The 19,282-nt window shown below is 70.9% G+C and carries 15 protein-coding genes; 3 read left to right on the plus strand and 12 right to left on the minus strand.

Features of this window, described 5'->3' with window-relative positions; genetic code table 11:
• Positions 1-27 precede the first annotated feature (27 nt).
• On the plus strand, positions 28-1,710 hold the full coding sequence (locus ABH923_RS12765; protein ID WP_370055746.1) for an ABC transporter substrate-binding protein: 1,683 nt from the start codon (positions 28-30) through the stop codon (positions 1,708-1,710).
• Between the two features lie 76 nt (positions 1,711-1,786).
• Here ABH923_RS12765 and ABH923_RS12770 read toward each other — a convergent pair whose 3' ends face one another.
• The 3 genes from ABH923_RS12770 to ABH923_RS12780 all read right to left on the minus strand — a co-directional run bounded on the left by ABH923_RS12770 (position 1,787) and on the right by ABH923_RS12780 (position 7,724).
• On the minus strand, positions 1,787-2,704 hold the full coding sequence (locus ABH923_RS12770; RefSeq protein WP_370055747.1) for an acetylxylan esterase: 918 nt from the start codon (positions 2,702-2,704) through the stop codon (positions 1,787-1,789).
• A 131-nt stretch (positions 2,705-2,835) separates the two neighbouring features.
• Entirely contained in the window at positions 2,836-5,424 is a 2,589-nt protein-coding gene (locus ABH923_RS12775) for a X2-like carbohydrate binding domain-containing protein (protein ID WP_370055749.1), read from the minus strand.
• 89 nt (positions 5,425-5,513) lie between these two features.
• On the minus strand, positions 5,514-7,724 hold the full coding sequence (locus tag ABH923_RS12780) for an alpha-galactosidase (RefSeq protein WP_370055750.1): 2,211 nt from the start codon (positions 7,722-7,724) through the stop codon (positions 5,514-5,516).
• Between the two features lie 146 nt (positions 7,725-7,870).
• Here ABH923_RS12780 and ABH923_RS12785 point away from each other — a divergent pair, with 146 nt between their 5' ends.
• Positions 7,871-10,288 (plus strand): glycoside hydrolase N-terminal domain-containing protein, encoded by a 2,418-nt coding sequence (locus ABH923_RS12785; protein ID WP_370055751.1) that lies wholly within the window; start codon positions 7,871-7,873, stop codon positions 10,286-10,288.
• Positions 10,289-10,295: 7 nt separating this feature from the next.
• Entirely contained in the window at positions 10,296-11,468 is a 1,173-nt protein-coding gene (locus tag ABH923_RS12790; RefSeq protein ID WP_370055752.1) for an ROK family protein, read from the plus strand.
• A 33-nt stretch (positions 11,469-11,501) separates the two neighbouring features.
• Here the strand turns inward: ABH923_RS12790 and ABH923_RS12795 are convergent, their stop codons facing one another.
• From ABH923_RS12795 to ABH923_RS12835, 9 genes are all read right to left on the minus strand, one after another.
• Positions 11,502-11,927, minus strand: coding sequence for a GNAT family N-acetyltransferase (locus tag ABH923_RS12795; RefSeq protein ID WP_370055753.1), 426 nt, complete (start codon positions 11,925-11,927; stop codon positions 11,502-11,504).
• A gap of 34 nt (positions 11,928-11,961) precedes the next feature.
• Positions 11,962-12,879 (minus strand): NADP-dependent oxidoreductase, encoded by a 918-nt coding sequence (locus ABH923_RS12800; protein ID WP_370055754.1) that lies wholly within the window; start codon positions 12,877-12,879, stop codon positions 11,962-11,964.
• A 72-nt stretch (positions 12,880-12,951) separates the two neighbouring features.
• Positions 12,952-13,578 carry a TetR/AcrR family transcriptional regulator gene (locus ABH923_RS12805; protein ID WP_370055755.1) on the minus strand — a complete coding sequence of 209 codons (627 nt, stop codon included), beginning with the start codon at positions 13,576-13,578 and terminating at the stop codon, positions 12,952-12,954.
• Positions 13,579-13,656: 78 nt separating this feature from the next.
• Positions 13,657-14,253, minus strand: a complete 597-nt coding sequence (locus ABH923_RS12810; RefSeq protein ID WP_370055756.1) for a TetR family transcriptional regulator — start codon at positions 14,251-14,253, stop codon at positions 13,657-13,659.
• Between the two features lie 272 nt (positions 14,254-14,525).
• Complete coding sequence (locus ABH923_RS12815; RefSeq protein WP_370055757.1) at positions 14,526-15,053, minus strand: putative immunity protein; 528 nt, start codon at positions 15,051-15,053, stop codon at positions 14,526-14,528.
• Positions 15,054-15,100: 47 nt separating this feature from the next.
• A complete protein-coding gene (locus tag ABH923_RS12820) occupies positions 15,101-15,421 on the minus strand; it encodes an ATP-dependent DNA ligase (protein WP_370055758.1) in 321 nt (106 codons plus the stop codon).
• A 254-nt stretch (positions 15,422-15,675) separates the two neighbouring features.
• Entirely contained in the window at positions 15,676-16,770 is a 1,095-nt protein-coding gene (locus ABH923_RS12825) for a fatty acid desaturase (protein WP_370055759.1), read from the minus strand.
• 145 nt (positions 16,771-16,915) lie between these two features.
• A complete protein-coding gene (locus ABH923_RS12830) occupies positions 16,916-17,122 on the minus strand; it encodes a cold-shock protein (RefSeq protein ID WP_369961448.1) in 207 nt (68 codons plus the stop codon).
• Positions 17,123-17,757: 635 nt separating this feature from the next.
• Positions 17,758-19,239 carry a PQQ-binding-like beta-propeller repeat protein gene (locus ABH923_RS12835; RefSeq protein WP_370055760.1) on the minus strand — a complete coding sequence of 494 codons (1,482 nt, stop codon included), beginning with the start codon at positions 19,237-19,239 and terminating at the stop codon, positions 17,758-17,760.
• Between the last annotated feature and the right edge of the window lie 43 nt (positions 19,240-19,282).

Below are 19,282 nucleotides of genomic sequence, written 5' to 3' on the forward strand. Positions count from 1 at the left end.
ACTGCATTTCCAAAGGAGGAAAGACACATGCTACCCATCACCGACAGTCACACCCGTCGTCGGCGCCGGCTCATGCGCACGATCACCGCCGCGGCGAGCGGCCTCGCGCTGCTGGCGATCACGGCCTGCACCAGCACGCCCACGAACGCCGACGACAAGGTCGGAGGCACTGCGAACATCTCGGTGTTCGCTCAGCAGGGCACCGGGCAGGACCTCGCCACGAACGCGTTCACCAAGCAGCTCGAGAAGAAGTTCAACATCAAGTTCTCCTGGCAGACGACGACGCAGGACTCCTCCGTCGCGCCCGAGAAGCGCCAGATCCTGATGGCCAGCGGCGACTACCCGGACATGTTCCTGCTCATACCGTGGGTGGACCAGTTCAACCCGGTGGATGTCGAGAAGCTCGCGCAGCAGGGCGTCGCGCTGCCGCTGAACGACCTGATCAAGCAGTACGCCCCCGACATCCAGAAGGTGATCGACACCAACCCGGACTACAAGGCGATGGTGACGTCGCCGGACGGCAAGATCTACGGCCTTCCCCAGCTCGCCGAGACGCTGCACATCCAGTACCCGTCGAAGCTCTGGATCAACACGGACTGGCTGAAGAAGCTCAACCTCCAGATGCCCAAGACCACGGCCGACATGACCAAGGTCCTGCAGGCGTTCAAGACCGGCGACCCGAACGGCGACGGCAAGGCGGACGAGATCCCGCTCAGCGGCGACTCCCACGACACGCTCATCCCGTTCTTCATGAACGCCTTCATCTACGACCCGCAGAACCCGGACAAGGGCATCCAGTCGACGACGGTGCTCAACAAGGGCAAGGTCGACATCCAGGCGAACAAGGAGGGCTGGAAAGAGGGCCTGAAGTACATCAAGTCGCTGTGGGACGCCGGCCTGATCGACAAGGGCGCCTTCACCCAGAACCCGGCGGCGCTCGCCCAGGAGGGCAACAACAACGGCTCGGTGCTGCTGGGAAGCGCCAGCGCGCTGCACCCGTACATCTTCGTGAGCCCCGGCGCCAAGGACGGCCGTGACAAGCAGTACGACGCCGTGCCGCCGCTGACCGGGCCGAACGGAGCGAACTTCGCGACCTATGCGTTCGGGAGCACGCCGGGTGCGACCTTCCTGCTGACCAACAAGGCGTCGAAGAACGACCAGGTGGCCGCGATCAAGATGGTTGACTACCTCTTCACGAACGAGGGTCAGCTCGACGGCAACTTCGGTCCGGAGGGCCAGGGCTGGTCCGCTCCCGCAGCGGGCGACCAGGCGCTCGACCCGGCCGACAAGCCGCTGTTCAAGAACCTGCAGCTCTCGCAGGACGCCGCCAACGCCGTCCAGTGGGGCGCGCTCTCGACCTACAACCAGAACGAGAAGTTCCGCGGAGCGCAGGTCGAGCCGACCGACATCTACGACCCGTCCGGGTACGAGCGCCGGCTGTTCCAGGCGACCCAGCTCTACAAGGGCCACGAGGACACCAGCGCGATCTACCCGACGTGGAAGGTCTGGCCGGACGCGGCGAAGGCGACGCAGGTCGCCACCGAGCAGACGAACATCGACAACTACGTGACGCAGAACGCGCTGGCCTTCATCACGGGCTCCAAGAACCTGGACACGGACTGGAACTCGTACGTTGCGGGCTTCAACGGTCTCGGGCTCAAGGACTACCTGAGCACGCTGCAGACGGCGTACGACAAGAGCAAGAAGTAGGAAGCTGACGAACTCCGGCCCGGTCCCGACGATGTCGGGGCCGGGCCGTAGTCGTTAAAAGAGGGGTGCTGGCGGCTCAGTGGATGGCGAACTGCTGACGCAGAGCGCGCAGGGCGGCCTCGACATCGCCGCTGCCGCCGGCCTCGTGCCCGGCGCCCGGCCACTCGCGGAACAGCACCGGAGCCGCGTACGCGGCGACCGCGGTGCGCGTCGTCTCGGGAGGGCAGATGTCGTCGGCCAGCCCGTCGGAGATCCAGCCGGGGGCGGTCGCGTGGCGCGCCGACGTGACACCGTCGACGTAGGAGAGCGTGCGGGCGACCGCGTCCGCGCGCTCGGGATGCTCGGTCAGGTAGCGGCGCAGTTCCGTCCACGGACCCTGTGCGGCGAGCTGCAGCGCGGTCGGCGCGTCGGTGAGGAACGGAGACTGGGCGAGTACGGCGGCCAGGCCCGTCGCGAGCGCTCCGACACCGAGGGCGATTCCGCCGCCCTGGCTGTTGCCGATCATCGCAACACGCGACGCGTCGACCGCGTCGAGCTCGCGCACCGCATCCACCGCGCGTGTCACGTCGACCAGTACATCGCGGTAGTAGTAGCGCCGGGGGTCCTCGATGCCGTCCAGGAGGTGGCCGGTGCTGCCTCCGCCCTGGCCGTGCGTGTTCACCACGAGGTGCGCGTAGCCGGCGGACGACCAGGTCAGGTCGTCGAGCGGGGAGAGCCGGCCGGCGCCGTAGCCGTTGGCATGGACGACCGCGGGGAGGGCTCCCTCCCGGAGTCGGGGGAGGCGCAGCCAGCCGGTCACGGTGCGTCCGCGGGAACCGGCGAAGGAGAAGTCGTAGACCTCGATCGTGGTCAGGAGGGTCTCGACCGGGACGGCGCGCGGCGCGACGCTGTGCCGCCGCGCGAGGTCGAGGGCATCCGCCCAGAAGTCGTCGTAGTCGTCGGGGGTCGGCAGCGGCTCGGTGCCGAGCGCGGCGGGGAACAGGGCGCCGGTCATCGCGGCAGCCCCGCTGTGCGTCCGGCGAGGCCTGCGGGGCCGGCGAGACCGGCGCGCCCGGCGAGGGCGTCCGCGATGAGGCGGACACCCCCGCCGAGCGACACGGGGTGGGGCATGGGACTCCTAGTTCGTCATCTGGCCGTGTACTGGAAGACGTCGTTCCGGAGGGCGTCCCCGGACACCTTCTTCACCAGGATGGTGTGCTGCCCGGCGCGCAGGCCCGTCGCGCTGAACAGCTTCTGCCCGGTGCGGCGGCTGTCCGAGTGCGTGTCGACCGTCGTAGCGAGCTTCCCGTCGACGTAGACCTCGGCCTTGCCCTGGTCGGGAGCGGTCGGTCCGATCCACGAGACGCCTGTTCCGGTGAAGGTCAGGCCGGCCGTGTCGCCGTTCGTGGTCGTCGCGTGGATGTCGTCGTGCGCGTCCCCGCGGAACTGGAAGCCCAGGGAGACGGTGCCGTCCGCGAGGCCCGCGAGATACGCCGAGGCGATCGTCACGGTCGTCCCGGAGACGCTGTAGTCCGTCCCGCGCTTCAGGGCCGTGCCGTCGCGCACGATGCCGGCGAGCTCGCTGCCATCGCGCTGCAGCGTCACCGTGACGTCGGCGGGCTTCGCCTTGTCGAACACTGCGGTGTCGGGGTCGAGCAGGCTCGCCAGCGTGACGTCGAGCTTGTCGAGCAGCATGAACTGACCCGACTTCTTGACGATGCGCAGGGTGTGCGAGCCGTTCGGGAGGCCGCTTGCGCTCCAGGCCACCTGCTGCGTGAGCCGCGGCTGCCCGGCGGCCCGGCTGGTGTCGACGGTCTTCTGGAACTGCCCGTCGAGGTACACGTCCACGCTGCCCTGCGACTGGTCGAGCTCGGTCACGTAGTCGACGCCGGTGCCGGTGAACGTGTACTGGAACGACGAGCCGTCGCCCTCGGTGTAGTGCACGTCGTCCTGGTAGTCGCCGAGGCCGCGGCCTCCGCTCTGCCCCCAGCTGCCGGTGTAGGTGATGCCGGGATCGCTGTCGTTGACGGCGACGATCCGTCCGGACGCGGGCGGCGTCGGCACGGTGCCGGTCGACGAGTCGCCCACCGCGACCGCCAGCGGCTGCGTGGTCGCGACGACCTCGTTGCCGCCGTTGCGCGTCCACTGACCCGCGTAGGTCACCCGTTGGGCGTCGTCGTTCAGCGCGACCGTCGTGCCGCTCTGCGGGGTCACCCGCAGCAGGCGGACGCCGTGGATCGGCAGGGTCTTGCCGGTGAAGCTCCCGGTGAACGTGCCGAGGTCCTTGCCGGCCCAGAGGTCGCGGACCTTCGCCGGCCCGCTGAGGCCGAGGTCGGACCAGTTCGCAGTGATGTCGGACTCGGTCGGGCTGAGGTTGAACAGGGCGACGGTGTAGCTGCCGTCCGCGTTCGGCGCGTACCAGACCTGCTTGGTGGTGGAGGTCGACACCGGCTGGGCTGGCGTGCCCGTCTGGTCGACGGCCACGACCTCCTTGTTGGTGAGCAGGTCGACGCCGAACTGGTCGAGCTTGGTCATGTCGTTGCCGATGTACATCGGCGCCGCCGAGATCGCCCACAGCGTGGTGGCGGTGCGGCGCTCGTCCTGGGTGAGGCCGTCCATCGTGCCGTTCCCGACGTCGAGCGAGTCGAAGTCGTTCCAGCCTCCGGGTCCGGCATAGCGCCACCAGTCCGCGGCCCGCGGGAACAGGCGGGCGATGTTGCTCCACTGCGTGAGCTGGACGCCCGGGGCGTACGCCTCGACGTCCCACTCCACGCGCCAGCCGTTCGCGTACTGCTTCCAGGTGTCGGCGTAGTTGATGTCGAGTGCCCAGGAGAGCTCGAACCAGATGCCCTTGGCCTTCAGCGCCTTCGACCAGGCGGCGACGTCGTCACGGGCGTCCAGCGACAGGTCGCTGATACCGGAGCCCGGGGTGACGCTGTCGAACTTGACGAAGTTGACGCCCCAGGACGCGAGCTGATCGACGATCGAGTCGATGTACTTCTGCGCGCACGGGTTCGAGAAGTCGAGACGGTACCCGATCTTCCAGTAGTCGGCCTGCTGCAGCGGCTGCTTCACGATGTCGTGCGTGGTGCAGCCCGGTGCGTTCGCGATCGGGTACGCCGCCTGGTACACCGCGGGAGAGATGCCCGGGATGAAATACAGGCCGAACTTCTGGCCGTTCGCGTGGACGTGGTCGATCACCTTCTTCAGCCCCTGCGGGTAGAGCGTGGCGCTCGGCACAGGCCGGCCGTTGGCGTCGACGCCGTCGTTCCAGCCGGAGTCGACGTTGATGTAGTCGTAACCGGCTTTGCCCAGCTTCGCCTTCATGGCGTCGGACTGCGCGATGATCTGGTCGGCGGTGATCCACTTGCCGTTGCCGCTGTAGACCTGCATGGAGTAGCTGCTCCAGCCCATGTAGGGCTTGGCGGCCCACGGGTCCACGGCCGGGGCGGGCGCTGGTGTCGCGCTCGTCGTGGGCTTCGCGGTGGAGGTGGGCGTGGCGGTGGAGGTCGGCGTCGCGGTGGAGGTCGGCGTCGCGGTGGAGGTCGGCGTCGCGGATGGCGTCCCGGTCGGCGTCGGTGTCCCGCTCGCCGCGGCGGTCGGCGGAGCGGTGGGGGTGGGCGTGCCCGTCGGGGTCGCGCCGGCGGGAGCCGCGGCAGCCGCCACGAGCCCCAGCGCCGCGATCATCGCGAGCAGGGCGGTGAGCCCCCGTCGCGAGCGTGTCTGGCCTGTCATACGTTCTTCCTCTCTGAGGCGCTCGAGCGCAACGATGCGCGCGGGCGATATGTGGTGGGCCGTCTGTGACTGGAGCGATCTCGCCGGGGTCAGGGCACCCGCACGAGATCGAACAGCATCGCTTGTTGGGGGTTGAGGGTCGGCAGCGGGACGCCGGCGACCGCGAGGACAGCGCCGGGGAGGACCACGGAGCCGTTCGCCGCGGCGACGAGCCAAGACGGGTCGGCGCTCTGGTGGCGGCTGGCCGGGCCGAAGTCGTCGCGGACCCGCACCGCGTAACGGGCGCCGGCGTCGAGGCCGGGGAGGCGTACGCGGCCGGACTGACCGGGTGCGGAGGTGCCGAGCCGCGCCCACGTGAAGATCGCGCGGCTCCCGTCGTCGGCGACGATGCCGGTCAGCAGGGTGGACTCGTCGGCGAGATCCGCGTTCACGACAGTGCCGGAGTGGATGAGGCCGCGCAGTTCGCGATACGCCGCGCCCCAGCTCGCGATCTGCGCGAGCTGCTCGTCGTCGGCCTCCTGGAGGTCCCACTCGATCCCGGCGTGCGCGGTCAGCGCGACGATCAGCCGGAACGCCAGATCGGTGCGCCGCGAGGTCGTGTGCGAGCGCTCGGCGCCGAGGTGCGACCCGATCAGCTCGGGCGGCAGCAGCATCCGGGTCCAGCGCTCGATCTGGAGGCGCTCGACCGGATCGTTGCAGTCGGACGCCCAGACCCTGTCCGTGCGGTCGAGGATGCCGAGGTCGACCCGGCCGCCGCCCCCGGAGCAGGTCTCGATCTCCAGGCCGGGGTGCCGCGCCCGCAGCGTGTCCAGCATCCGGTAGAGGGCGAGAGTCTGCTCGTGGACTGCGGGCCGGTCGACGCCGGCGTACCCGCTCACGGCCTCCGACAGGTCGCGGTTGTGGTCCCACTTGATGTAGTCGACGCCGTACTCGGTCACGATCGCGCTGATCCGCTCGAGCACGTAGGCATAGGCGTCGGGACGGGTGAGGTCGAGCACGTGCTGGTCGCGCGCGGTGGCGCCGAGAGCCTGCCGGGGCCCGAGCACCCAGTCGGGATGCGCACGGGCCAGGTCGGAGTCGAGGTTGATCATCTCCGGCTCGAACCAGAGCCCGAACTCCATGCCGTGTTCGCGGACGATGTCGACCAGCGGGCCGAGGCCGTCGGGCCAGACGGAGCGGTCCACGATCCAGTCGCCGAGCCCGGCGTTGGCGCCGCGGCGGCCGTGGAACCAGCCGTCGTCCAGCACCACGCGCTCCACACCCACCAGTGCGGCACGCTCCACGAGTGCGGCGAGCCGGTCCAGGTCGTGGTCGAAGTACACCGCCTCCCACGAGTTCAGGGTGAGTGGACGCGGCTTCGCCGGGTGCGAGGGCCGGGCGCGCAGGCGTCGGTGGAGGCGGTCGGCAAGCCCGTCGAGCCCGTCGGCCGACCACAGGAACAGTGCGGTCGGGGCGACATAGCTGTCGCCGTCCGCCAGCGCGATCTCGCCGGGACGGAGGCCTTCGCCCACGCCCAGCACGGACGAGAACGGGCCGGCGCCCTCGGTCAGCCGCTCCACCACGTATTCGGCGTCGCCGCTCCAGGCGAGGTGCGAAGCCCAGGCCTCCCCGCGCCGGAAGCCGAGGTCCTCGGTGCCGGCGACGACGAGGAACGGGGCGTCGTGGCCGGGCTTCCCGCGCCGGGCGCGGCGGACGTGGCTGCCGAAGAACAGCGGGCCGCGCTGCGGTGCGCGCTCGCGGCACCACTTGCCGGTGAAGTCGAGGATGTCGGTCGCGCGCTCCGGCACGGGCATCAGGACGCGGAGGGCGTCGAGCGTGTACGGCTCGGTCGTCGTGCCGCCGGAGAGCGCGGCGTCACGGGTGAGGGTGACGTCGACCGCCAGCACCCCGAACCGGTCGAGGGCGATCGACATGGTCGAGCGGAGCGCGGTGATCTCGTCCGCGAGGTCGAACTCGATGCGGCCGCCGAGCTGGCCATCGGGTCCGTCGGTCTCGTAGCGCACAGCGACGGTGTGCGGCCGCGGCGTCGTCGCGGAGCCGGCGGCGTGCCCCTCCTGCGCCGGCGTCCCGGCCCAGCCTTCGAACTCGCTGGGCCACAGGCTGAACGAGCGGGGGACGTCCGGTGAGTTGTTGAGCACGGCGGGGCCGCCGCTGTCGCGGAGGGCCTCCGACAGCGCCTCGTCGAGCGGGCCGAGGTCGGCGCCCCAGTGCAGCACGCGGGGCACTCGCCCGTCCGTGTCGAGGACGAGGGAGGTGCCTGCAGCGCGCAGGGCGAGTACGGCGCCGTAGCCGTCGAGCATGGGTGGCTCCTCGGGGGAATGGAATTGCTTGACAGTGTCAATAAACCATGTCTACTGTGTGATCTGCAACCCCGGCCGGCGATTTCCGCCCCAGCTCACGGACGTGGACCGGCCTCCTCCGAACGGTGAACGGACACTCGACTCGCATGACGAAGAACACGCTCCAGCTCGCCTGGTCGGCTCCCGCCGCCCACTGGGAGGAGGCCGTCCCGCTCGGCGACGGCCGCCTCGGCGCGATGGTGTTCGGCGGCGCGACCGGCCGCTACCAGGTGAACGACGCCCTGATCTGGTCGGGTTCCCCGGAGACGGCGGGGGAGGAGCTGCGCCGTGTCCTCGCGGGAGGCGCCGGTCCCGACCGGCTGCGCGCGGTCCGCGCCGCTCTCGCGAGCGGCGACCTCGATGACGCCGAGCGGTTGCTCATGACCTTCGAGGGCCGGTACTCGCAGGAGTTCCTGCCGCTGGCCGACCTGTTCGTCGGCCTCCCCGGGGCGACCCCGGCGGCGGGGGAGCCCGCGCGGGTGCTCGACCTCGACGAGGCGTACCTGGAGGAGCGGCTGGAGGTCGGCGGCGTCCCCGTCCGCCGCGTCTCGTGGGTCGCCGGGGGCGCGCTCGTCATCCGCATCGAGGCGGACGAACCGCTGCTCGAGGTGCGCGTGAGCGTCTCCACCCCGCTGCGGGAGCTCGCCCGGCGCAGCAGTGCCGGGGGGAGCGGTGACGGCGAGTTCGCTCTCGACCTGGCCGTCCCGGTCGACGGGGCGCCCCTGCACGAATCGTCCGTCGTCCCCGCCCTCCGCTATGCGGAGCCGGGCGACGGATCCTTTGACGGCTTCGCATCCACGGCCCTTGCGGTGCGAAGCGACGGCACGGCCGAATCCGACGACTCCGGTCTGACGATCCGTCATGCCAGTCGGTTGTCGATCGCCCTCTCGTCGTCGTCCCGCGCTGAGTCGTGGTGGGCCGGCGTGGACGACGAGTGGCGGAGCGTCTCCCATGAGACGATCCGGAACCGCGCGCGGGAGCGCGTTCTCGGCGCGCTTGGCGAGAACACGTCCCCCTCCACCGCCGGCGTGCAGCGCCGTGCGGCGGCGCGGTTCGCGATCGGCGGCCGGCGTGCCGGCCGGTGGGATGTGCAGAGGGATGTGCTCGACGGCAGCGACGACGGCCTCCGGGCGACGATCGCGGCCGAGTACGGGCGCTACCTCCTCCAGTCCTGCTCGCGGCCCGGTGGCCCTGCGGCCAACCTCCAGGGCATCTGGAACGGCGAGCTGCGGCCCGCCTGGTCCTCCAACTACACGATCAACATCAACACCGAGATGAACTACTGGGCGGCCGGCCCGCTCGGGCTCACCGCGGACGCCGAGCCGCTGATCTCGCTGGTCGAGCGCATCGCGCAGACCGGCCGCGACGTCGCCCGCGAGCTCTACGGCGCCCGCGGCTGGGTCGCGCACCACAACAGCGATCTGTGGGGCTGGAGCCTCCCGGTCGGCATGGGGCACGGCGCGCCGAGCTGGGCGATCTGGATGATGGGCGGCGTCTGGCTCTGCCACTCGCTCTGGGACCAGTACGAGTTCAGCGCCGACGTCGCGCTGCTGCGCGACCGGATCTGGCCGCTGCTGCGCGGCGCGACCGAGTTCTGCCTCGATTGGCTCCAGGTCGGCCCCGACGGCGTCGCGTACCTCGCGCCCTCCACCTCCCCGGAGAATCAGTACCTCGACGCGGACGGCCGGCCCCGGGCGCTCGGTCTCACGTCGACGATGGACCTCGAGCTCATCCGCGCCCTCTTCGAGCGGGCGCTTGTCGCGATCGACACGGTCGCGATCGACACGGACGCCGACGCCGACGCCGCTCTGCGCCGGGAGGTCGTGGCGGCCCTCCGCATCATCCCCGCGCTCCGGGTCGGCTCCGACGGCCGCCTGCTGGAGTGGTCGGAGGAGGTCGCCGAGCACGAGCCCGCCCATCGGCACCTCTCCGCCCTCGTCGGCGTGTACCCGCTGGAGCTCATCACTCCGGAGTCGGCCCCCGCGCTCGCGGACGGCGCCCGGCGCTTCCTCGACGCGCGCGGCCCCGGTGCGATGGGCTGGTCGTGGGCCTGGAAGATCGCGCTGCGCGCCCGGCTCGGCGACGGCGAGACCGCCCACGAGCTGCTGCGCGAGGCGCTCGCCCCCTACCGTGGCGACGCCCGCCGGCACGGCCCCGTCGACGGCTCCGAGTGGGGCGGCCTCCTCCCGAACCTGTTCAGCACGCACCCGCCGTTCCAGCTCGACGGCAACCTCGGGTTCCCCGCCGGGATCGCGGAGCTGCTGCTGCAGAGCCACGGCGGTCGCGTCCACCTGCTTCCCGCGTTGCCCTCGGCCTGGCCGGAGGGCCGCGTCGACGGCCTCCACGCCCGCGGCGGCATCGTCGTCGACCTGAGCTGGTCGGACGGTGCGCTGACGGAGGCCGTCCTCCACAACCCCGGCACGACGGAGCGCCGCGTTCCGGTCCGCTCCGGCGCCTCCGACCTCGTCGTGCTCGTCCCCGCCGGGGGAACGGCCGTCGTCACGATCCCGGAACCCGTATTCTGATCGGGGAATGGACATGAACGACGAGGTGCGGACTCGGACGGCGCTGCTCGGCTCGTCGTCCGACGCGGCGACCCGCGTCTTCACCACGATCCTCACCCGGAGCCCGATCAGCAGGATCGACGTGGCCAAGCTCACGGGGCTGTCGCAGGCGGCGGTGACCAAAGCCGTCGCTCCGCTCGTCGCCGTCGGACTCCTCAACGACACCCTCGGACCGACCTTGACGGGCCTGCCCGGCCGGCCGGTGAGTCCGGTCGCGCTCGTTCCGGACGCGGTCGTGACGCTCGGGATCAAGGTGAACGCGGACGAGCTCATCGGCGTCGCCACCGACCTCACGACCCGCGTCATCGCGTCCGAGCGGCTACCGCTCACCTCGCACGCGCCGGCCGAGGTCATCGACTCGATCGTCTCGCTCTGCGCGCTCCTCGAGCGGAAGCTCGACGGGCTCGGCTCACGACTCGCGTCCGTCGGCGTCGCCGTGTCGGGTGACGTCGACACGGGCAAGGGCGTCGTCCGCGACTCCGCACTGATGGGCTGGAAGGGCGTCGAACTGGGGACCGCGCTCGCGGAGCGGCTCGGCCGTCGCGTCGTGGTGGAGAACGACGTGCGGGCGCTCACCATCGGCGAGCACTGGTTCGGCGTCGGACTCGGGACGAGCTCCTTCGCGATCGTCACCATCGGCCGCGGCATCGGCTCCGGCCTGCACCTGAACGGGGAGGTCGTGGAGGGCGCCTACGGAGTGGCCGGAGAGATCGGCCACCTCCCGCTCACGTCGCCCGACAAGGTGTGCGCGTGCGGCCGCCGCGGCTGCGTGGAGGCGGTGGCGTCCACGACGGCGATCGCGGCCGCCGTCTCAGCCGCTCACGGACGCCCGGTCACGATGGGCGAGGCGGCGGAGCTCCGGAGGGCCGGGGACGCCGCAGCGATCGAGGTGTTCGACGAGGCCGGCAGGGTGATCGGCGCCGCGATCGCGAGCCTGGTCAACCTGGTCGGCCCCGAACTCGTCGTCATCGGCGGCGAGGGCGTGGCCGACTTCGACCTCATCGAGGAGCCTCTCCGCCGCTCGTACGCCGAGCACGTCTTCGCCTCCGCCGACCAGTGCCAGCTCGCCGTGCGCCCGCACACCTTCGAGGACTGGGCGCGGGGAGCCGCGGCCAGCGCGATCCGGGCGCTGGTGGTGTGAGGCCTGGAGCAGCGGTTCGACCTTGTGACTCCGCTACCTCGCGCGCAGCCCGGGGAGCGCCGGGTCGACCAGGTCGCCGTACTCGGGGTTGCGGTCGATGAAGGTCCGCACGATCGGGCACCGGACCGTGATGGTGTCGCCTCGCCTGCGGATGTCGTCCAGGACGCGCCGGATCAACTCCGTCGCCACTCCCTGACCCCGGAACTCGGGGTACACCGCGGCCGCGACGAGCACGCGCCGGTTCCCGCCGGCGACCTCGTAGGTCAGGCCGCCGATCACGGTGTCCCCGGAGATCGCCTCGTACGTCGAGCTCGGCTCGTTGTCGGTGACGAAGAAGGTGATCGTGGGGGAGTGGTCGTCCGACACCTCGCCGATGAGGACGACCTGGTCCTCCGTGAGGGTGCCGACGCCGTCGGGGTAGCCGGCCTCGTCGGGGTATTCGAAGTCTGCGGGGGTCATGCGGGATCCTTCCTTCTTACCGTGGGTGTGATGCTCAGGAGCGCACGCTGATGACGGTCTTCCCGTTGCGGCGCTGCGTCGGATTGAGGGCGGCGACGGCGTCCTCCAGCGCGGCCACCGCGTCGATGTTCGTCCGGAGCCGTCCGTCGCGGACACGCTGGACGAGCTGGGTCAGCTGAGACGGCACGGACTCGACCACGAAGTCGACGGAGCGACCGTCCACCGGCCGGACGTCACCGAGTCCCGTGATGGTGACCAGCGTGCCTCCGGGGCGGATCAGGCCGGCGGACGTCTCCTGGATCGTGCCGCCGATGACGTCGAAGACCAGATCGACCGCGCCGACGTCCGCGAGGTCGTCGTTCTCCAGGTCCACGAACTCGTGGGCGCCGTACTCCAGCGCCTTGTCGCGGTCGGCTTCGCGCCCGGTTCCGACGACGTGGGCACCCGCTTCCCGCGCGAGCTGGGTGACCATCGTGCCGACCGCGCCAGCTGCGCCGTGTGCGAGCACGGTCTGACCCGCCTCCAGCCGGCCGTGCTGGAACAGGCCCTGCCAGGCGGTGAGCCCGGAGATCGGGAGGCTCGCCCCTACCGTGAAGTCGACGTCGCCCGGGAGCGGCGCGAGGTTGCGGGACTCGACCGCCACGTATTCGGCGAGAGTCCCGTCGCGGTGCCAGTCGGTGATCCCGAACACGCGTTGCCCGATCGTGAGGCCGGTGGTGCCGTAGCCGAGGGCGGTGACCACGCCGGCGAGGTCGTGGCCCAGGATGGACGGCCTCCTGTCACGTCCCGCGCGGTCGACCCACGTCGACGGCCAGCCGACCTCGGTGGGGACGTACGCCGCGGCATGCACCCGGACGAGGACGTCGTTGATCGCCGCCGTCGGCTCCGGCCGCTCCGCCAGCGTCATCCCCGCCGCCCCCTCGGCCTCATCGGTCACCACTATCGCCTTCATTGCGACCTCCTTGCATCAGTCCAGGAACAGGTAAACACAAACGGGACTAAATAGTCCAGTTGTGGATGCTCGTCAGCCGGTGGTCAGGCTCTCGATGTGCGCGAGAGCCATGTCGAGGGAGGTCGCCATCGGCGTGACGTCGCGGGCGGTCTGGGCCAGCAGATAGCCGCCCTGCAGGGCGCCGAGCAGCCCCGTGGCGAGTCGTTCGACGGGCGCGTCCGCCGGGAGCGCACCGCTCTCCCGCAGGCGACGCATCGCCCCCGCGAGAAGCTCCTCCCACTCGGCGAAGAGCGCCAGCAGCGCGCTCCGTGCGACATCGTCGTGATCGGCGACCTCCGACGCGAAGGATCCGAGAGCGCAGCCGTAGGCGCCGTGGCGCAGCGCGTTGCCCTCGACGAGCGCGTCCCGCCACTCCCGCAGGTCGGCCATCGTCGAGACGCGGCCGAGCGTCCCCTGCTCGCGCTCGATCACCCGCTGGCCCATCAGCTCGACGACCGCTCGCACGACCTCGTCCTTGCCCGCGAAGTGCCGGTACAGCTGCGACTTGCTGACCCCGCCGGCCGCGAGCACGTCATCGAGGGTGGTGGCGCCGACGCCGCGGACGTACATGAGCTCCGCCGCAGCGGTGACGATCCGCTCACGGGTCTGCGCGCCGCGCGCGGTCAAACGCACGGTCGGCGAATCGGCGGTCGCAGTCACTCCTTCATGGTACGTCCCGGTCTCACAGGACCGCCGGTTCGGGCGAAACCCGACTCGATGACCAGGGAAAAAGGTCTGCTACCCCGCCCCTCCCGTACGCAGCCCAGGCGTCAAGAGCCTCCACAACGCCTCCAACTCCGCGTCGACCTCGTCCTCGGTCCCCGAGTCGATGGCCACCGACAGCACCCCGAACAGGCAGTTGACGATCGTCGCGGCTGCTCGAGCCCGATCGAGGGAGTCGGGTGCGTCGCCGTCGTCGACCGCTTCGTCCAGGAACGGGATGAAGCGCTGGGCCCAGACGTCATACGGGTTGACGCCCTGGGGGACGAGCCGGAGCTCTTGGCTGAGCCGCATGGCGGCGCGGGTGCGGATGTTGGCCGCCATCGTCCGCGTCACCCGCCAGGCGAGGAGCCGCATGCCGGAGAGGCCGCGGCCGCCGTGGTCTCTGACGTCCTGCACGAGCGCCGGCCACGCGTCGAAACGGCCGGAGAGCACCGCGTCCGCCATCGCCTTCTTCGACGCGAAGTGGAAGTAGACGGCTCCCTTCGTGAAGCCGGTCGCCGCGATGATCCGGTCCAACCGGGCGCCGCTGAAACCGTAGCGGGCGAACTCGGCGGCGGCGGCGTCGAGGATGGCCTCCCGGGTCTCGTTCGCCTGCCGAGTGCGTTCTGCCATCCGACGGACCTTCCTCGACAGGAGCGTGTGCTGCTCCGGTGCAGGATATCGCGGCCGGGGAGGTCCAGCAGCAAACCAGACGGTCGGAACGATCGGTCGACCTCGCTGATTGACGACGGCCGCACGACCCTCTAGGGTGAGATCAAACGCCAACCGGGATTTTAGTATGTTGGCGCGCAGTATCGGAGCCATGACCGACGGGGGAGCCGGTCACGGTCCCGGGAATGCACGCGTGAGGGCGGCGTGGGGGCGCCGCCCTCACCACTCCGCTCTCAGAGCTGCTCCTGGATCCTCCGGATGGCGACCCCGAGCACGCCCCTCGTGAGGAGCCCGGCCCCGAGCGGACCGGCGCGATCGTCGCCGAGGGCGGGCAACCGGGCGAGCGCCGATCGGGTCGGCTCGTCGAGCCGTGCGAGCTGCCAGGCGGTCTCCTGATCGGCGGCGGCCGGGTCGGCCTGCGGGGCCAGGCCGGCCGCCTTCACCGCGTACGCCGCGGCGCCGAGAGCATGGGCTCCCATGTGCGCGACCGCGGCGGCCTGTGCCGCCGATCGGGCGGCGGCGACGGCCGCGGGGGAGGAGACCGCGTGCGCGGCGCGTCCGGCGACGAAACGGTCGCGGATCTCGTGGGCCGCGTCGAGCTCGCCGCGGGCGAAGGCCCTTGCGCGGTCGATCGCTTCACGGGGCCTCAGATCATCCGGCGCCTCGGCTTCGAACAGCGCGAGCACCCGGGAGGCGCAGTCGGCCGCCCACGCGGCCGCCAGGCGTCGATCGGCGAGGCTCAGGGTCTGCGATGACGGCACACCGGCATGGTGCCACAGGTCGAAGACGCGGCGCGCCCGAGCTCGGCTCAGGCCGTCTCCAGCGCCCGCAGCGGCGCTCGTTCCTCCGCCTCGATGACCAGCCCGCGCGAGCTCTCAGCGGAGTCCGCGAGGTGCTGGAGCCAGTCCCCGTTGAGTGCGGGGGTGCGGGAGCCGTCGAAGTGGAAGCGCAGGTTGCTGGACGGGTGCAGCCAGATGCTGGTGCGTCCGCCGCCGACCTCGGCCACGTCCTTCCAGGACATGGCGAAACTCTGGCCCTGCCGGAGCTTGTTGACGATGACGATGTGCAGGTGAGCGAGGGTTCGGTCGTCGAACTGGTACTCGGTGTTCTCGTAGCTGAGGTAGCCCATGATGTTGCCCTCCTTCGGTTAGTCCGGAAGAAGGGCAAAGAATCGGGTGCCAAGCGAGGCTTCACGTCAACCGGAGGTGCCTGCCCAGTCTGACCCAGGCGCCTGAGGAAAGGCCATCGGACGGAGCCGATTGCCAGGTGTGCGGCGATCAGCGGCCGACTCCCGCGTGTTCCGGGATGTCTACGGCCTCAGCGTCCTCTCACACAGCGGGCGCATAGCCGCTTGACATCCGGCTCCGGGAGCGTAACGGGGACTTACGCTCGGCGGAACTGGTTGGCCGCCGGGCAGTCGAAGGGGTCGCGGGCGGCGAGGCCGACCCGGTTGAGGTAGCGGATGACGATGCCGTAGGAGTTCACGAGCCCGGTCTCGGTGTACGGGATGTCGTGGGCCGCGCAGTGCTCGCGGACCAGCTCACGGGCGCGGCGCAGGTGGGGACGCGGCATGTTCGGGAAGAGGTGGTGCTCGATCTGGTGGTTGAGGCCGCCCATCAGCACGCTCATCTCCCAGCCGCCGCGGATGTTGCGGGAGGTCAGCACCTGCTTGCTGAGGAAGTCCACGCGGGAGCCGGCCGGGAGCAGCGGCATGCCCTTGTGGTTGGGGGCGAACGAGGCGCCCATGTAGACGCCGAAGACCGCGAGCTGCACGCCGAGGAACGCGAACGCCATCCCGAGCGGCAGCATGAGGAACACGATCGTGATGTAGATCGAGAGCCGCAGCGCGATGGCGACCAGTTCGCTCTTCCGGCGCTCGACCGGGCCGCGCGCCAGCAGCGAGCGGATCGACGTGATGTGGAGGTTCACGCCCTCCAGCAGGAGCAGCGGGAAGAACAGGTAGCCCTGGCGCCGGGTGATGACCGCGAGGAGGCCGCGCTGACGGGCGGCGTCCGTGGTGGTGAAGGAGATCGTGTCGAAGGCGATGTCGGGGTCTTTGCCCTCGGTGTTCGGGTTCGCGTGGTGACGGGTGTGCTTCGTCATCCACCACTGATAGCTCATACCGACCAGCCAGGTGGCGATCAGACGGCCCGCGCGGTCGTTGCGGGGGCCGGAGGCGAACACCTGACGGTGCGAGGCCTCGTGGCCGAGGAAGGCGAACTGGGTGAAGATCAGGCCGAGCGCCGCTGCGATGAGGAGCTGGAACCAGGAGTCACCGAGCAGGATGAAGCCGGCGGCGGCGCCGAGCAGTCCGACGCTCAGGATGGCGAACATCGTGATGTAGAAGCCGCGGCGGCGCTCGAGGAGCCCTTCGCCACGGACGCGGCCGAGCAGTTCGTTGTACGTGCTCGTGACCGGGGGTCGTGATTCGTCCCGCTGCCGGGTTTTCAGCACGGGCCCGAGAATGGATGCGGTCATTCTTTCCTCCGCTGGTGCGACGACTTCCCAGCCGAGGATGTGGGCAGATCGCCCGAGATGCCGCAAGCGTAGGCGCGGTTCCTGGGTGTCGCCGGTGTGTAGCGAGAGAGTCGGTGCCCGGCCTTGCGGCCGGGCACCGGAACCATCAGGCCTGGCGGATGTTCGCGGCCTGGGGACCCTTGGGCCCCTGTGCGAGGTCGTACTCGACCTTCTGGTTCTCGTCGAGGTTGCGGTAGCCGCCGTTGGAGGCGATTTCGCTGTAGTGGGCGAAGACGTCGGCGCTGCCGTCATCCGGGGCGATGAAGCCGTAGCCCTTTTCCGAGTTGAACCATTTGACGGTGCCAGTGGGCATCTTTTCTTCCTTCATTCTTCGGGAGCCGAGAGGTCGGCTCCGGTCGCCGCGCGCGAATCGGCGCGGACGTCTGTGCGCACCGCGAGGAACGCGGTGGGTCGGGGTGCGCCGGAGGAGGGTCTCCGCCTCGGCGAGGGTGGGCGCGGCGCCGACGGCGTGCGAGCGGTCGTCGAGCACGAGGAACAGTCCGTCGTGGAGCTCGGCGATGCCGGCGTATTCGTCGTGCGCGGTGGCAACCCAGACGGTGTCGTCGGCTTGGCGCCAGGTGAGTGCGGCCACGGGCCGCGTCGTGCTGGTGATGGTAAGTCCTTTCGCCTCGTACGAGGCGGGTGTCGTCGCGGCAGCGCTGCTGCGACGGAAGATGATGGCCGGGTCATGGGCGGTGGAGGCGGACCTCTCGGTTCCCGTGGAGTTGTCGGGACCCCTTCGGGGATGTCGGAAGCCGGTGGAGGATGGCGGCCCCGCACGCGACACTCGGATGGGAAGGACCGGTTTCTGATGCGGGACCGTCACGGTCACACGATCAGAAACGCGTGATCATGCCCGGCGGATCAACGAATGCAGACTGCCGGACTCAACCCACCATACACGGTGCGCTTGGGAGCATGCTCAGCGACCGCTCCGGAGGCAGCGGCTCACCCGCCCCCGCGGAACGCGACCACCCCCGAATCCGTCCCCACCAGGAGCACCCCGAGCCCGGCGCTCGGGCTCACGAAGTGCGGCACGGAGTCTCCCACCGGCTGCCGTTGCAGCAGAGCGCCGCTCGACGCGTCGAACTGGCTGACCGTCCCGCCAGGGTACTCGACCGCCCACACTGCGCCTCCGATGACGATGGGCGCCCCGTTCGCGCCGGAGAGGCGCTGGCCCCGCTGGCTGGACGCGAGGTCCACCGTCTGGATACCCCCGCCGACGCAGGGGACGAACAGGCGGTTCGTCGCCTGGTCGTATGCGGCGCCGCCGTCGGGATCGCTGCCGCAGATCCCGCTGATGCTCGCGACCTCCGACAGGTCGGACTGGCGCAGGACGAAGCCGACGTCCGTCTTCCCCGCGACGAAGAGGAGGCCGCCGGGCAGCAGCACCGGATTGCCCGTCCCCAGGTCGTCGTCTCCTCCCGCTCCCTGGTCCTTGAAGGCGGCGAGCGGTCTCAGGTCGGGCGACAGCTTGACCACGCTCTCCGCGTACTGGACGGGATCGGGGCCGCCGGCCGGCGGGTCCGGGTTGGAGTTGCCCGTCGACACGTAGAGGTCGCCGGCCGCGTCGACCGCCGGCGCGCCACCGCCCTGCCAGATCGCGCCGCCCTGGCCGTCCGCCGCCGCCTCGAACGCGATGAGGCCGGGCGCGCCGGTCTCGTTCACCCCGACGACCCAGCCGTGGTACGCGCCGCAGTCGCCGTAGTTGCCGCCGTAGCCGATGTAGACGCGGCCGTTCGCCACCGCGAGCGACGCCCGCTGGAGGAGGTTGACCGGGTCCTCGCCCGCGGGAAGCGGCGGGTCGACGGTCTCCGAGAGCAGCACCTGACCCGTGGCGACGCTGAAACCCTCGAGCTGGTGGTGCACCGTCCCTCCGCCGGTGCTGACCTCGCCCACGACGTACACGGTTCCGGTGGCACTGTCCACGGCGGGGGTGCTGGTGACGCCGAGCGGGTCGATGTCGCCGCAGCCGGCGACCGAGCCGACGTCGGTCAGCGGTGTGCCGAGGGAGGCCGACCACACGACGCTCCCGCTGGCAGGGTCGAGCGCCACCACCCGGTTGGTCTCCGTGGCCGCGATCACGCGGCCGCCCGCAACGACGGGCTGGCCGAACACTGCGCCGCCGAGGTAGGCCGACCACGCCCGCGCGAGCGAGGCGAGCGACGCCCCGGCGACCACCGCCCCGGTGCGCGCCGGACCGGCGTGGTAGGACGACCAGGCCGTGACACCGGGCACCTGGACGGCGACCGGTGTGGACGACGCGGACGGCGTGGGACGGGAGGGCGACGGCGTGCTCGACGCCCGGGAGGTCGTCGGCGACGGCGGCCCCGACGCGGTGCAGCCCGCGAGCAGCAGCAGGCCCGCCAGCGCGGCCGCTCCGAGGCGGGCGCGCGTGCGGCCTGCGGGTCCCCGCGTGGCGCGGTGCATGGCGACAGCGTATGCCTCCCGGAATTCTCGGGGGCACCCTCGG

This window comes from Leifsonia sp. EB41, from assembly GCF_041262565.1.
Classification (GTDB): Bacteria; Actinomycetota; Actinomycetes; order Actinomycetales; family Microbacteriaceae; genus Leifsonia.

Coding starts and splice junctions, on each gene's coding strand:
- ABH923_RS12810 (WP_370055756.1), bottom strand. CDS start 14,253: ATGGCAGAACGCACTCGGCAGGCGAACGAGACCCGGGAGGCCATCCTC.
- ABH923_RS12775 (WP_370055749.1), bottom strand. CDS start 5,424: ATGACAGGCCAGACACGCTCGCGACGGGGGCTCACCGCCCTGCTCGCG.
- ABH923_RS12820 (WP_370055758.1), bottom strand. CDS start 15,421: ATGGGCTACCTCAGCTACGAGAACACCGAGTACCAGTTCGACGACCGA.
- ABH923_RS12790 (WP_370055752.1), top strand. CDS start 10,296: ATGGACATGAACGACGAGGTGCGGACTCGGACGGCGCTGCTCGGCTCG.
- ABH923_RS12770 (WP_370055747.1), bottom strand. CDS start 2,704: ATGACCGGCGCCCTGTTCCCCGCCGCGCTCGGCACCGAGCCGCTGCCG.
- ABH923_RS12785 (WP_370055751.1), top strand. CDS start 7,871: ATGACGAAGAACACGCTCCAGCTCGCCTGGTCGGCTCCCGCCGCCCAC.
- ABH923_RS12835 (WP_370055760.1), bottom strand. CDS start 19,239: ATGCACCGCGCCACGCGGGGACCCGCAGGCCGCACGCGCGCCCGCCTC.
- ABH923_RS12825 (WP_370055759.1), bottom strand. CDS start 16,770: ATGACCGCATCCATTCTCGGGCCCGTGCTGAAAACCCGGCAGCGGGAC.
- ABH923_RS12765 (WP_370055746.1), top strand. CDS start 28: ATGCTACCCATCACCGACAGTCACACCCGTCGTCGGCGCCGGCTCATG.
- ABH923_RS12795 (WP_370055753.1), bottom strand. CDS start 11,927: ATGACCCCCGCAGACTTCGAATACCCCGACGAGGCCGGCTACCCCGAC.
- ABH923_RS12830 (WP_369961448.1), bottom strand. CDS start 17,122: ATGCCCACTGGCACCGTCAAATGGTTCAACTCGGAAAAGGGCTACGGC.
- ABH923_RS12780 (WP_370055750.1), bottom strand. CDS start 7,724: ATGCTCGACGGCTACGGCGCCGTACTCGCCCTGCGCGCTGCAGGCACC.
- ABH923_RS12800 (WP_370055754.1), bottom strand. CDS start 12,879: ATGAAGGCGATAGTGGTGACCGATGAGGCCGAGGGGGCGGCGGGGATG.